This is a genomic window from Bacteroidales bacterium, assembly GCA_022647615.1.
GTDB lineage: Bacteria > Bacteroidota > Bacteroidia > Bacteroidales > UBA932 > Egerieousia.
In genome coordinates this window covers 1,924,913-1,939,977 of the sequence record JALCKZ010000001.1, presented here as the reverse complement: position 1 = coordinate 1,939,977, position 15,065 = coordinate 1,924,913, and the positions used below count along the sequence as shown (strand labels likewise).

Here is a 15,065-nt window from a genome sequence, read left to right as displayed (position 1 = left end):
AAGAAGAAAAGTATGCTATTTCTATAAGCGCAAATTTACTTAAATAGCATCTTATAGCAAACTTTGTTACACACCTTTTATCAACAAATTAACGCTCTGTCAAACGTTGCCGGTCATTCTCGGGCAAACGAACCTTCAGATTGGGATTACAAAGCTCTGGCAAAAATTGTCCAGAAATCTGCCTTCATATCTTGCCAGGTTCTCTCTTCAGATGCTGTAATCTCCTGTGTATAACCTTCAAGCAATTTTATTGCCTCATCTTTCTTTCCAACTTTGATAAGCTGTTCAGCTCTCCTCTCAACATCAGGAGTCTCATCCATCATTTTCTTCTCGTATTCCGCAGCCTTATTGCGTATGGTCTCCTTCGTTACATCCCAGTTAATAGTTGCTATTCTATTAGTCTCTCTAAATGACCAAATTGCAGCATCTGTTCTGTACCTCTTCTGTCCGCAGATGTCAAACCCCTTAGGTAGTTTTGTCTCTCCGGCATAAATTGGAATACGCGGGCTTTCAGCAGGATTATCAAATGCAAAATATGCAACTCCTCCAACCTCATCCGGCAGCCAGTTGCGCAGCCTGATAACATGTGAATATGAGCATTGTATAACAGCTACTGTTCTTATTCTCGGAGCACATCCCGGTTTAAGCTGGTTAAGCAAGTTCCTCATGTTGCTTGGCATAAATGTAGAGACAGGGCAGATGGAATCTGTGTATTTGACCTCTTTGCCTTCTACCATTTTTTTCCTCTCGACAGGTATTTTTAAGTATTTAACTTGGTCAAAATCAGTTCCGTCGTATGTTTCTCTGTAGAAAGAAAACATCATTTCCGGAGATACTTTGTTGTCAGGCTTAACAGAGAAAGGCATCTCTTCATCTGAATATTTAAGACCAAGAGAAGGAGCTAACTTATTAAGAATGAAGTATTCTCTCCACATGAAATTTTTCTTGTAGGTAGTAACCATCGGATAAAATTTGAAAGGAGATTTGCCGTCCCACAGTTTAAGCTCTTTTGTCCTCTCCTTTATATCCTTGGCATACATGAATTTATCGGGATTATTAAAATCTACAACACCAATTCTTGGAACGTTTCCGTTTATTGCAACCTCATCATCCGGAACTCTTTCTGCAACCCAAAGCGCTCCCGGTTTTTTGCCGCTCTTGCCTGTTCCGTAAATTTCAAATTGCCACGCTTCATTTTTATCAATAACAGTAAGGCATTCTCCCCAATCACCAAAACCGTATTGCTCTGCAAGCGAGCCCATTAATCTAATTGCATTTCTTGCATTATCACATCTTTGAAGTGCTATTCTTTCAAGCTCTTCAATCAGGAATAAACCGTTGTGATTTACAAGTTCTTCTTTTCCCTCCGTAGTTGACTCTCCCATAGCAAGTTGCTTCTCATTCATGCAAGGATATGCAGTATTTAAATATGAATAAGTGTTCTCAACTGTTGGTATAGAGCCTTTTACAGTTACTCCGCGCATATCGTAAGGCTCTTCTGTGTGAAGCAGTCCCCACCTGATTTCCTCCATATCGCCTGGCTTTGCTGTCTTTTCCGGCTCCATTGTAACCCAAGTTCTGTAGTTGGAATCACATGAGTGTGAGGTCATTACAGAACCGTCTGTGCTTGCTTTTCTGCCCACCAGCATAGCTGTGCAGCCATACAAATGTCCCTCCTCATCTCTATTATAATATGGACTGTCGGGATTAATTCTATCAAAAGGACTATAGGCCTCCGTGCTCTGCCCGGCAGTGATGGTGCCTTTGCCCTGTGCGCTGATTCCATTGCCTGAATTAAACTTGTAACCGGCACTATATGGTTGTGAAAATGAAAGAGTTGTAGTTGCGAATATCATAAATGCAGCAACTGCTCCTCTTAAGAAAAATTGATGGGAATAGTGTTTCATATTAGTGTAAGTGTGTTAAAAATTTAGCATAATTTAGATAGCAATGGCAACATCCGGCTATATGCAAAATATGCCACCGCTTTTGCAAAGGTATAGAAAAAGATTAATTTTGGAGCTTGTAGCGCAGGTATTATGTTATGCCTGCCGTTTGCGGGGGTGACAATGTATGAAATGTGCTGTTTGAGAGGAGATATTTATTAAACGCGCTATTTGCGGAGAGATTTATGTTTATAGGACTTATAATATTAGCGGCCGGCATTTTGCTGGGATGGCTGATTAGAAGGAAGTTTCACACATCCCTAATTCCGGCCATAATGGTTACCGTATGTTTATTGCTCTTTGTAATGGGCTTGCGCACAGGTACTAATGAAAATCTAATAAAGAGCATATCAAATATCGGTTTGATATCAGTGATACTGGTTGTTTTTGCGCTGGGCGGTTCATTGTTTGCTACTAAGCTGTTTACCAAGTGGATGGACGGTGGAAAAGGGACTGCACGGCGGGTTGCTGAATGCCCTGTTGTGGAGAAATCTGTAGCTGAGAATCCTGATGCTGGAAATTCTTTAGCCGATGAGAATGGATTAGCTGAGCAAGATGTGACTGCACAGAAATCTGAAAGTGCGGCGCAACAATCTGATAACAAGGGAAGTATGAGGGACAGCTTTATTATAGTTGGGGCGTTTATTTTGGGAATTTTGCTGGCTGCTTTTCATGTTCTTCCCGACAGCTGGCTTGCTTTGGATTTTTCTACTTATTCAAATTATGTGCTCTACCTTTTGTTATTGCTTGTGGGAGTGAACATTGGAATTGATGATACAATTTTTTCAACTGTCAGGCATTTAAGGGCAAGGGTCCTTTTCACACCTGTTATTACTTATGGCGGCATGCTGATTGGTTCCGCTATTGCCTTTGTAATCATTTACTTATGCCATTTGGGCGTTAGCGGCGCAGATGTGGCTGCAAGTGCTGTCAGTGCAAGTACTGCAAGTGCTGCTGGTGGTGGTGCTGCTGGTGCCGCTGCTGCAAGTGCAGGGCATTTTTCCTTTTTGAATGCAATTACAATTAATTCAGGGTTAGGATATTACTCCCTGACCGGCATTATGGTTAGTGAAGCGTGGGGCGCTGAGATGGGGTCCATTGCTTTGCTTGCCAATTTGTTGCGAGAATTCATAACTATCCTTTGCGGACCGCTTATTCACAAGTACTTTGGCAAGTACGCCATTACATCAGCCGGCGGTGCAACAATCACAGATACAACACTTCCAATAATGCTTAAAAATGACGGCAATGCAATGTTCCCCGTTGCAATTTACTCAGGTCTAGTCTTTAACGTTGCCGTACCTGTGCTGCTTGCAGTGCTGCTGAGTTTATAGACGATTTTTATCGCCTTTAAAAATGTTAATTGCTTAATTATATGATGATTACAAGGTTGCGTTGCGCATAAAAAAGCCCAACGTGCCATTGTAATACATTGATAATGTGATGAATAACTTTTTTAAAGGCTATGAATAATTTTAAGCAATGCATCAATGGCCTCATCTTCCGGAACTGATTTAAGCACAGGTGTTTTGCCTTTGTATATGGTCACTTTGTGACCGCCTTGTCCTACATAGCCGTAATCTGCATCTGCCATCTCGCCGGGACCGTTTACAATGCAGCCCATTACGGCAATCTTAAGTCCTTTAAGGTGAGCCGTTCTGCGCTTTACTTCATTGAATGTTTGCTCTAGATTGTATTGTGTGCGTCCGCAACCTGGGCATGCAATGTATTCAGGATGAGTGAATTTGCGGCGTGATGCTTGTAAAAGATTATCCTTGAATTCAGCAAGTCTTTCTGAGGAAAATATTTTTTTCATTTCAGCATTATGCTCATGCTCCATGTTCATGCTCATGTTCATGTCATGCTCATTGTGTGCATGATGCAATGAGTTGGGAACGGCATCAAAATCATCAATTTGTTTGTCCAGCAATAGAGGGCCAAATAGGCATGATGCTTTGATAATGAATTCATTCCAAGCATCCTGCAAATAGTTGTTGCTGCAGTTGCTGCTGCAGTTGCTGCTGCAGTGTTGTTGTTGCAGTTGCTGTTGTTGCTGTCGGCAGCCGAGCGGGCCCAGGACGGGTTTACGGAAATTATTGCCTCCGGTTTTGATGAGCCGCTGCGGATTTGGGCCATTACGCTTTCTAGCAGGATTTCATTTTCTCCGCTTTCAAAAAATTCTGCAATTGTCCTGCCGGCGGGAATTTCATTTACGGGATTCTCTGTTAGTGAGACTCTTATGGTGTCTCCAATTTTATCTCTTAGAAGTGCTCCGATACCGACTGCAGATTTTATGCGGCCTTGGTCTCCATTTCCTGCCTCTGTAACCCCCAGATGCAGAGGAAATACCACTCCATCATCCATCATGGCTTTGTAAAGCAGCCTATATGCTTCTGTCATCACGACAGTATTGCTTGCCTTTAAGGAGACAACGATATTGTAAAAGTCATTCTCTTTACACATTGATAGCCACTGCATTACAGCCTCTTTCATTCCAAGGGGAGTGTTGCCGAACCTGCTAACAATTTCCTCTCCTAGTGAGCCGTGGTTAAGACCAATGCGCACTGCAGTGTCATTTTTTTTGCAAACCTCCAGGAACTTCTTAAACTGTACTGCCGCATCCTTGTGAACTTGAGCAAAGTTGCCAGGGTTAATCCTCACTTTATCAGCTACTTGAGCTGCCGCTATGGCAACGTCGGAATTAAAGTGCACATCAGCAACTAATGGTACGCAGATACCGGAAGCATGCAGTTTCTCCTTTATAATCTTCAGGGCCTTAACTTCATCCAACCCCTGTGTAGTAAGTCTTATCATTTGAGCACCGGCTGCAACCATATCCTTGCACTGCGCAATTGATGCCTCAACATCCTGAGTATGAGTATTGCACATCGTTTGTACAACAATAGGGGAGCCGCCTCCAATAACTAGTCCTTTGACATTTGCGCTTATTCTTTTCATCTTGTAAACAGTATCTTATTCAATCTCATCAAATGATATTGCCAGAAAAATTTACTTTCCAACCTAATCTTATTTATTTTGATGATTTCCCAATAAACTCAATATCAGACTTTTTCTTTGCTTTTGTCTTTTTTGCCGCCTGATATGTTCTGCTGCCGTATGGTTTGCCTAACCTATAGAAAAGTCCAACATTGAAGATAAGCTGGTTGGGATGCGTTGATACCCAAGTATCAGTATAGAAGGATTTTTGGTCATACAAATTGCTTAAAGTGTACTTGTAATTGACTTCTAAATGTATTTCTATTGGTTTGAATATTAACGCAATGCCGCCTCCAACAATAAAACCGTATCCAAATTTGCGATAAGTGGATGAGATACTGTCGGGAACATTAGAGGAAAAAGAGGCTGACTTTGTATATGAAACAAAGCCTCCAAAGTTTGCCAGCAACCTCATCTTCCAAAAGTCAACGTGGAATTGTGAAACAAAAGGAATTTCTATGCACTGAAGTCGCTCGCTTCCCTCCGTTCCTTTCCTGTTTTTAACGGTGTCAGGTTCTGTATAACTTACAGATTTATAGCCTTTTTCCGTGTACTGTAATCCTGTCTCTACGCCAAAAAGATGAATGGAATTCCACAAAGAGTGATAGTATGTATAATAGATACCAAAGTTTTTGGCTGATGTAAGCGCTTTATGATCAAAGGATTGACTAAAGAAGACATTGTTCATTGCATACCCGGCCTTTATACCAATCAAGTGCTGGAATAATACTGAACTGTCCTTAATTTTTTTTATAGGGGCGGCATTTCTGAAGGAATTCTCATCAAACTCCTTCATAATATCAGTTGTGTCAACAACTTGCGCGTGCGTTGGAATTGCCGTAAGCAAAAAAGCTGCTGCCGCAATCAATCCGCTCTTAAATAATATATCTTTAAAAATCCTCATTTCTTAAACCTGGGTTTATTTCTTGAAAATTGCATCAAGATTTACTTCCTGCGTTAAATCTGTGCGCTCGTTAACCTTTATAATTGTCTTGCCATTAGGCAGTTTTAGCAATCTTGCCTTTTCCGGCTCTTTCTTTTCCAAGATAGAACCAATGTCCAGACGTCCATTTCCGTTCTTATCTTCAGTTATTCTAAATGAATAATTGCCTGTTTGCAAGTAAGGGAACAGAAGGCTGCAATCTGAATGAATAGCGTATTTTGAATATACCTTGTCACGTTTCTCATTTACCATCTCTACAAGATATCTCCCGCCGTGCGTGTTCTTGATTTCCAATGTTATGGAGCTTAATTTATCATCAGTCGGGAGCGATATTTTTTTCTCTGTAGAGTCATTTGTGAAGCCGTTAATATCCATGAAGATTCCCTTTGGAATAATTATATCGTAATCATTTCCAACCTTGTATGGCTCATCTGCCTGCAGCTTGTAGCTCAGCACGTCTGCAGTATCCCTTGTAAATGTGAACTTTACATTTGTGGTAATCCTCCTTGGGGTAGTGCATGTCATGCGAATTTTTTCATAATCGCTCTTAATCAGCGGTGCCGGGAATGTAAACGAATATCCTTCACTCTCAACAGTTTCCGGCTTAACATTCATCTCCATTTTAAGCAAATCCTTGCGTTCTTGCTTTTCTTGAGGAGTGTTGGTCTTTTTGTTTTGCCGGTTATTTTGATTTCGCTTATTGTTGTTTTGTCCGTATCTGCTCTGCCCAAGTCCGTTCCTTCCATTACCATAATTTTGATTGTCAAATCCGTTGTTCTTGCTCTTGTTGTCCTTCTTTTTTTCCTTTGGAACTACAAGTTTCAAAGTCTCTCCGGAAGGTTTTAGTTTGCCTAAAGAGTCTGTTTTATAGTAGTTTATCCTCAGCGACAGTGTATCTGCCAATCTTCTTCTCTCATTTATCCAGAAGCTCAGGGAATCTCCTTTGGCATTAAATTGCTTAATCAGCTTATCGTTGTAAACGCCTTTCACAATAAAGGTATCTATTTGTGCTCCCGGAGCATTGAATTTTACAAATGCAGCTCTTTCAGCAGTTCTTCCGTAGTTTGAAACGTATTGATTATGAGATACTTCTTTAAACAAGTAGATATCTGTTTCACTAGGTCTGCTAAGGCATCCCAGCGTATCTTTCATCTTAATCTGCGCAGTCTGCGGCATTCCTTTTCTTGCGGCCAGTTTTGGAACAATTGTAGAATCGCAGAATCCAACAAGCTCGCTTCCAGCGTCATACAGACTGTTGTTATTAGCATCTTTGAATGCATATATAGTGTATGGAGCCTTCTTTAAGCCTCTTAAACAGAAGTACCCCCAGTCATCTGTTCTTGCCGCAGCTACGGGCATCTCCTTCATAACGGATGAATCTTTTGGATTTATATAGGCTCCGATAGTTATCCCTTTCATTGGGAGCAAAGACTCGTAATCCATTACTGTCCCGCTGATAATCAGAGAGTCCAGGAATTTTCCCGTTGAGAATGTGTAAACATAATTTGGGAAAGGATTGTTCTCATTGATATCAGAAATTGCATTGCCAAAATTGATTGAATATGTCTGATTTTGCTTAAGACTATCAGGGAAAATAACAAGAACGCCTTTCTTTTTTATTTTGATAGTAGGCTTCTTCTTCATTGGAGGAGAGACAATGACTTCATTATTAGCATCTTTCAGCTGCACGTACTCATCAAAATCAATAAGTATCTTACCCTTGACAATAGGGAAGTTTGTAAGATTGGTATCAGGAATTCTGCCGACAATGACAGGCGGAATAGTATCTTTTGGGCCTCCGCTGGGGCCGCGGCTGGTGTTAGCACATCCCTCTGAATGAAGGCAATATGCAACAGCGATTGCTGCAAAAACTGCCGCTTTAAGCACTCTTCCCAGTTTTTTATAAACATTCATTCCAGGTCTCTTATAAATACTTTTTCCCATAATTATCGTTTCCAGCAATTACTCTTTAACATCAACTCTTGTTACCGTATCAATACCTTTGATATCTCTTATCCTCTGAATAAGTACTTCCAGGTCTCCGGTGTCATGAACGTAAAGGTCTATGTATCCTTCAAATACACCATCGTGAGTCTCAAAAAATATTTTTCTTATGTTCACTGATAGCACATTAGTTATATACTTTGTAATGTCTGCAACAATTCCCATTCTGTCAATTCCGCGCACCTCAATTCTTGCAAGGAAGGAGAGTATTGTATGCTTTGTCCACTTTGCATTGATAATTTTACCTCCCTCTTTGGTAGCAAGCGCCATTGCAACCGGGCAAACTTTCTTATGAATTACAACTTCATTTTTGTCGTTTATAAAACCAATTATCGGGTCTCCCGGAATTGGATTGCAACACTCTGCAACCTTGTAAGAGAGCGTTTTATCTACAGGATTCTCCTTAAGCAGATAATCCTTTTTCTTGTCAATGACAACTTTATTGGATTCTGAAGGACTCTCTGTATTATCCTTTGATTCTTCCTTTTCTCCGTCTCCAAACTGCAAGTTCCAGTACTTAACAAACTTATTCTCCTTGTTCTTTTTAAGAATGGCATCAAGATTTTTTAAATCAATGACCCCAGCTCCAATTTTGCTGTATAGTTCATCTTTATTATTGAGCTTGTACTCATCTATAAGTTTCTTGATAGCTCTTGCCTGCTGTTTAATTCCAAGTTTTGCAAGTGCTTCATCCAAAGACTCTTGTCCAAATTTGATGGAGTTCTTTGTATCAGCCTTAAGAGTATCGTATATTAAATTTCTTGCCTTTGCTGTTTTTACAAAATCCAGCCATTCTCTCTGCGGCTTTTGGGATTCTGCTGTGATGATTTCTATTTGGTCGCCGTTCTGCAGTACATAAGAAATAGGGACCAGCTTCAAATTTACTTTAGCTGCGATGGCTTTGTTACCCATCTGAGAGTGAATGTTATAGGCAAAGTCAAGAGCTGTTGCTCCTTTTGGAAGTCTCTTGGATTCTCCCTTTGGAGTGAATACATATATCTCTTTTGACAATAGGCCTGCATGGAATTTGTCCAGAAAATCAAGTGCGTTAACATCCGGATTTTCAAGCACTTCTCTTACCATATTTAGCCAATTGTCCATATCCTTTTCCTCATTGCCGGAAAATTTATCTCCCTTGTAACTCCAGTGAGCCGCCACACCTTTTTCTGCAATCGCATCCATTCTCACTGTTCTTATCTGCACTTCTATCCATCCTCCCTGCTGGCTCATAAGGGTACAATGCAATGCTTCATAACCATTTGATTTAGGTGTACTTACCCAATCTCTTATTCTGTCGGTATTGGAGACGTAATCTTCCGAAATTAGGGAATAAATGTCCCAGCATTGCTTTCTTTCAGAACTTCCTTTTTTAGGTTCAAAAATTATTCTGACAGCAAACAGGTCATAAATCTCATCAAACGGAACTCCCTTTGTTTGCATTTTTCTCCAAATGGAGTAGGGAGTTTTGATTCTTTTATTTATGGTAAACTTGTAACCGGATTTTTTAAGAATTGCAGATATAGGCTCAATAAAGTTATCTATCGCAACACCTTTGGCTTCAGTAAATTCCGCAAGCTTTTTATTTATGTTTTCATACTCCTCCGGCTGTCTGTATTTCAGCCAGATGTTCTCCATTTCAGACTTTATGCTGTATAGACCAAGCCTATGTGCAAGAGGAATAAAGATGTACATGGTCTCGCTCAAAATCTTATCTTTCTTCCTCTCCGGCATGGAGTCAATAGTTCTTAAATTATGAAGCCTGTCGGCGAGCTTAATAAGTATGACTCTGACATCATCATTTAAGGTTAGGAGGATTCTTTTAAAATTTTCTGCCTGCAGAGATTTTTCCTGTGTTTCCACATTATCGTAGATTGAAGTCTCATTCTCCGTACCACCCTCAGACTGAGAGTGTTTATAGTCCATGGCAGATTTGATTTTGGTGAGCCCGTCAACAAGAGAAGCTATCTTTGGACCAAAGAGACGTTCTATGTCTTCTAGAGTATAATCTGTATCTTCAACAATATCATGCAGCAAGGCCGTAACTATGGACTTATATCCCAATCCTATCTCTTGCACTACAATCTTTGCAACTGCAATAGGATGAATGATATACGGTTCTCCGGAACGGCGCCTCACACCTTTGTGAGCCTCATTGGCAAATTCAAAAGCTTTAATAACGCCCTCATACTCCTCCTGATTTGCGCATCGTTTTAACGCGGCAAGCCTGAGAGATTCAAATTCTCTCTGTATTAGTGCATTATCTTCTTTAGTAAATTCAGACATCCTACTTGTTTTTATTTTCTATTGCGGCAACGGCATCTGCAACATCCTGCTCGTCACCTAAATCTACATTCTCAAAAGCATGAGCAATTTCTGCTCCAATTAGTACTATTGTCCAGCTCACATTTAGCCAGACAAGGAATAGCGGGAATGCTGCAAAAGCTCCGTAAACAGCATTTAATCTGGTGACCATCAACTGAGTACCGGTGTATAAAAACTGTACAATAACAAATGCAAATGCTGTTATTATAGATGAATTTATTGCCGCCTTAAAGCTTACCTTAATGTTTGGAATGTATTTATTTACAACTGTAAGCGCAAGCACGGTAGCAACATAATATGCTATCCATTGTACAAAAGCGCTAATGGTTTTAAAGTGCCATATTTTTACTCCATAGTTTCCAAGCGCATTATTAAAAAACACCATTACGCTCAAAAACAAAATAATCAGGAAAGGAGAAATTATCAGAAAACCAATATAATACAAAAGATTCCTTGCAAAAGAGCGAGGCTTCTTAACTTCCCAAATCTCATTGAAATCTCTTTGAATATTAAAGATTAGCCAGATAATAGTCCATACAAAAAACAGGAAGCTTATCGCTCCAAATATTCCGTTTTGTCCGCTCTTTATAATGTTATTTGCAAAGTTGATTAGCATGTCCACCAGTTTGGTGTCTCCTGCAAATGTTTGATAAATAACATATTCCAGGTGCTTCTCCATCCCAAATCCTCCGGTGACAAAGAATGCAACCGCAACAAACGGAACAAGCGCCATAACGGAAAAGAAACTTAAGGAGACAGAATAAAGGCCAAGTCTTACTTTGCCCAAATTCTGCACCGTAACAAGGACAACCTTCAAGTGTCTGTAAAGTCTCTTCTTAGCTCCACCTACATTCTTGATATTCAGATTCCAGATGTCAACCGTGATAAATTGCATAAAGCTCTTATAGCTTCTCTGCAAGGCTGCTGTCCTCTCTTTGAATACCTGGCCAATCTCCTTAAAGAAACCCTTGAAGATGTTCTTTCTTCTTTTCTCTGTCCTATTTGTGTTGCTCTCTTGCACTTTTTTATCCCGACAGTTTTTTACTTTTATTATATTTTACCTGCCGTTTATTTTTTTCATAAACCTCACGGGGTCAATAATATATCTTGTATGTGTGCCGCATCCTATCTCTCCCTTTTCATCTCCCGCGGAGACGGAAAACACAACTTTATTTCCATCAATCTTCTCAACCTTTGCAATGGAGTAAACTTTAGCTCCAACGCCGCATGCCCTGGTATGCTTTATATTCATCTCAGTACCAACGCTGTCCTCCCCAACAGGGGACTCTTTCAGCAGCAGAAAGGCGGACTCCTCCATAAGTGCAATCATGGCCGGAGTAGAGAAAACTTCCTGTCCTCCAGTCTTATACGCAGCTGCGGTATCTTTATCCGTAACAACTCTCTCGCTCCTGCGGGACATTCCAATCTTAATATTTTCTATCATATCTTTCACCCAAAAGTACGTCGTATTATTCAATAGTACGCTGTATTATTCATTTGTTATTTTAACGCTGCGGCGTATGCCTTTACAAATGTATCAATCTGTGATTCAACTTTTTCGGGTGTCGGATCCCCAAATGTTTCAACTGCAGGTTCTACCAGCGCTATTCTATTTTCTTCTGCAAATTTCTTCAAATCTTTTACGCCAGCTCCGTTCCAAGATGATGTTCCAAACAATCCGACAACTTTATTTTTTTGAGCAGTGATTTTTATTTCATTGCACAAATGGTGCATTGCAGGATGCATTACTCCGTTGTATGCGCATGTTCCCAGAATGTATCCTTTATATTTTTGTATTTCGCTAAGTATGAAGGATATATTTGTGTTTGAAACATTATATGTGATAATGTTTTTTACCCCGGCGTCACAAAGTTTCTGACCAATCATATCAGCTAAGGTCTCTGTGTGCCCGTACATTGTAGCAAATGCAATTACAACTCCCTCCTCTGCTTTAAACTCAGCCCAATCCTTGAACAGTCCAATGACTTTCATAGGATTCTCCTTCCAAACCACTCCGTGAGAAGGGGCTATAACTTTGATAGGGACACCGTTTAATTTTGCTAATGCCTTCAAAACCATTGTGCTGTACTTGCATACGATGTTGGAATAATACCTGCGCATGTCATCCAAATATACCGCATCCCAGTTATAATCGCTATCATAAATTCCGCCATCCAAAGCGCCATATCCGCCAAATGCGTCGCAGGTGAAAATGACCTGATCTTTAACATCATACGTTACCATTGTCTCCGGCCAGTGGACCCAAGGAATGTAAACAAACTTTAAAGTGCTTTGGCCAATTGGAAGTTCTTCACCATCCGCAACCATCTTGAATCTATCTTCCCCAATCCCGAAGTAATCATTTATCATCTTCTTTGTCTGCACATTACCAATGATTTTGCACTCAGGGAATGTGTTCATTATCACTCCAATCATTCCGGCGTGGTCAGGCTCCATGTGGTTTACAGCTATATAATCCAGCTTCTTGCCTCCAAGCACTTTCTGAATCTTTGCAACATATTCATTATCAGAGCCATATTTGACGGTGTCTACTAGTACTGTCTTCTCGTCGTTTATAAGGTAGGAATTATATGCCATGCCGTGAGGAAGAGGCCAGTTGTTCTCAAAAAGAGATGTTTTCCTGTCATTAACTCCTATGTAACTAATTCTGTCAGTTATATTTACTATTTTCATAATCTGTAATTATATTTAAAATAATGTTTGTTCTTTTTCTTCTGTTTGTTTCTGTTCCTCTGTATGTCCGGTTGTATTGGAAGAGCTGCCCGCAGGGTTTGCGATTCTGTAAAATTCTTCCTCTGAAATTACCGGAATCCCCAGCTTTTCAGCCTTTTTCAGTTTTGCATCTCCCGCTTTTTCTCCCGCCACAAGATAGGAAGTATTTCCCGTAACAGAGCTGCCAACCTTCCCCCCATGCGCTTCTATGTACTGTTTCATAATCTCGCGCGGTATGGAATAATTTCCAGTAATCATTATGGTCTTGCCTTGTAAAACGTTGGAAACTACTTTAATATCTGATGCTCCAACTTCAAACTGCAACCCCGCCTCTTTAAGTTTTTCTATTGTATGCAGGTGCCTTGGCTCTTTAAAATACTCTATAATAGAGTCTGCCAGCGCATCTCCAACATCCTCTGTATCAAGAAGCTCATCGCGAGTAGCATTTTTAAGCCCCTCTATGCTTTTAAATTTAGCAGCAAGACTTTTTGCGGTAGTTTCTCCTATAAATCTGATTCCCAAGCCAAAAAGCACTTTTCCAAAAGGAACATTTTTACTCTTTTCCAGAGATGCTTTAAAGTTCGCGACAGATTTTTCTTTCCATTTATCCAGAGAGAGCAGCTGCAAATCTGTCAAATTGTACAAATCCTCCAGCTCCCTTATATAACCTTTTATGAACAGCTGGTGTATCGTTGCCTCTCCTGCATTGATGTTTAATGCTTTACGACCTATAAAGTGTATGAATTTTCCCTCTATCTGCGGAGTGCAGTTATCAGAATTGGGACAGAAAAATTTAGCTTCATCTTCATCTCTTACAAGCTGTGTTCCGCATACGGGACACACGGACGGGAATACCGCAGGCTGAGCGTTAACAGCTCTTTTTGAGAGCTCTACTGCAGTTATTTTTGGAATAATTTCTCCCCCTTTTTCCACGTATACGTAATCTCCATAGTGAATATCAAGCAGTTTCATCTGGTCAGCGTTGTGCAGGGTTGCCCTTTTGACAACAGTTCCGCTGAGCTGCACCGGTTCCAGATTTGCTACAGGTGTTACAGCGCCTGTCCTGCCTACCTGATAATCAATAGATACTATTTGTGTCAGAGCCTGTTCCGGCTTGAATTTATAGGCGACAGCCCACCTCGGAATTTTTGCAGTATAGCCAAGTCCGCGCTGCAGTGCAAATTGATTGATCTTTACAACCATTCCGTCCGTAGGGAATGGGAGCGTCTTCCTCTTTGTGTCCCAGGATTTTATATATTCTATGGCTTCTCCAATATTGGAGCATTCCACAGCGTATTCTGATGTTGGAAGTCCCCATGATGCAGCGCACTCAATTGCCTTGGTATGCGTGGCAACATCAAGTTTCTCTGCAATAAGGTGATATAGAATGCATTCCAATCCGCGTCCTGCCACCTGGGAAGGGTCTATAAGCTTAAGAGAACCTGCCGCGGCATTGCGCGGATTTGCAAACTCTTGTTCTTCATTGAGTTCCCTCTCATAATTCAGCTTATCAAAAGCCTCATAAGGCATGTAGATTTCACCTCTTATTTCAAATTCTTGCGGATATCCGCTGCCCGGTCTGAGGTGCTGCGGAATGGAAGGAATGTGTTTTACATTTTCAGTAACGTCGTCACCGACAGTCCCATCCCCGCGAGTGAGCGCGCGCTCCAGCACGCCATCCTTGTAGTACAGGTTAATGCCTGTCCCGTCAAATTTCAATTCACATGAATATGAGTAGGGCTGGTCGGTAAACTTTCTAATTCTTTGGTCAAATTCCTCTAGCTCTCCAACATTGTAAGTATTTGCTAATGAGAGCATGGGATGTTTATGGGGAAATTGCCTGAAATGATTTTTCCCGTCGGGAGCTTCAAAACTGTTATCTTTTTCAGTTTTAGCCTCTGCCGGAGCTTCCAGGTCGCTGCCTACTTTCTGAGTAGGGGAATCAGGCGTAATATACTCTGGATAAAGCTTTTCCAGTGCCATGAGCTCCTGCATCATCACGTCAAACTCATAATCGGAAATTGTAGGATTATTCAGCACATAATAATTATGATTGTGCTGGTTCAACTCCTTCCTGAGTGCTTCTATGCGTGCTTTTGCTTCCTTTTTGTTCACTGCGG

11 protein-coding genes are annotated in these 15,065 nt (G+C 40.7%); 1 reads left to right on the top strand and 10 read right to left on the bottom strand.

The window, feature by feature from the left end; translation table 11 throughout:
• Positions 1–146 precede the first annotated feature (146 nt).
• Complete coding sequence (locus LKM37_08435; protein MCI1721010.1) at positions 147–1,907, bottom strand: C69 family dipeptidase; 1,761 nt, start codon at positions 1,905–1,907, stop codon at positions 147–149.
• 224 nt (positions 1,908–2,131) lie between these two features.
• On the opposite strand from LKM37_08435, the gene LKM37_08430 reads away from it, so the two are divergent.
• Positions 2,132–3,280, top strand: coding sequence for a lysine exporter LysO family protein (locus tag LKM37_08430; GenBank protein MCI1721009.1), 1,149 nt, complete (start codon positions 2,132–2,134; stop codon positions 3,278–3,280).
• Positions 3,281–3,402: 122 nt separating this feature from the next.
• Here the strand turns inward: LKM37_08430 and LKM37_08425 are convergent, their stop codons facing one another.
• The 9 genes from LKM37_08425 to ligA all read right to left on the bottom strand — a co-directional run bounded on the left by LKM37_08425 (position 3,403) and on the right by ligA (position 15,060).
• On the bottom strand, positions 3,403–3,762 hold the full coding sequence (locus LKM37_08425) for a flavodoxin-dependent (E)-4-hydroxy-3-methylbut-2-enyl-diphosphate synthase (GenBank protein MCI1721008.1): 360 nt from the start codon (positions 3,760–3,762) through the stop codon (positions 3,403–3,405).
• A gap of 38 nt (positions 3,763–3,800) precedes the next feature.
• Positions 3,801–4,904: a flavodoxin-dependent (E)-4-hydroxy-3-methylbut-2-enyl-diphosphate synthase gene (locus LKM37_08420; GenBank protein MCI1721007.1), complete on the bottom strand. Its 1,104-nt coding sequence runs from the start codon at positions 4,902–4,904 to the stop codon at positions 3,801–3,803.
• A gap of 73 nt (positions 4,905–4,977) precedes the next feature.
• Entirely contained in the window at positions 4,978–5,847 is an 870-nt protein-coding gene (locus tag LKM37_08415) for a PorT family protein (GenBank protein ID MCI1721006.1), read from the bottom strand.
• Between the two features lie 15 nt (positions 5,848–5,862).
• Entirely contained in the window at positions 5,863–7,830 is a 1,968-nt protein-coding gene (locus LKM37_08410; protein MCI1721005.1) for an Ig-like domain-containing protein, read from the bottom strand.
• 18 nt (positions 7,831–7,848) lie between these two features.
• Positions 7,849–10,173 (bottom strand): RelA/SpoT family protein, encoded by a 2,325-nt coding sequence (locus LKM37_08405; GenBank protein ID MCI1721004.1) that lies wholly within the window; start codon positions 10,171–10,173, stop codon positions 7,849–7,851.
• A gap of 1 nt (position 10,174) precedes the next feature.
• On the bottom strand, positions 10,175–11,233 hold the full coding sequence (locus LKM37_08400; protein MCI1721003.1) for a YihY/virulence factor BrkB family protein: 1,059 nt from the start codon (positions 11,231–11,233) through the stop codon (positions 10,175–10,177).
• A gap of 36 nt (positions 11,234–11,269) precedes the next feature.
• Positions 11,270–11,656: a thioesterase family protein gene (locus tag LKM37_08395; protein MCI1721002.1), complete on the bottom strand. Its 387-nt coding sequence runs from the start codon at positions 11,654–11,656 to the stop codon at positions 11,270–11,272.
• Between the two features lie 56 nt (positions 11,657–11,712).
• Positions 11,713–12,906, bottom strand: a complete 1,194-nt coding sequence (locus LKM37_08390; GenBank protein MCI1721001.1) for an FprA family A-type flavoprotein — start codon at positions 12,904–12,906, stop codon at positions 11,713–11,715.
• Between the two features lie 15 nt (positions 12,907–12,921).
• Entirely contained in the window at positions 12,922–15,060 is a 2,139-nt protein-coding gene (ligA, locus tag LKM37_08385) for an NAD-dependent DNA ligase LigA (protein MCI1721000.1), read from the bottom strand.
• Positions 15,061–15,065: the final 5 nt, after the last annotated feature.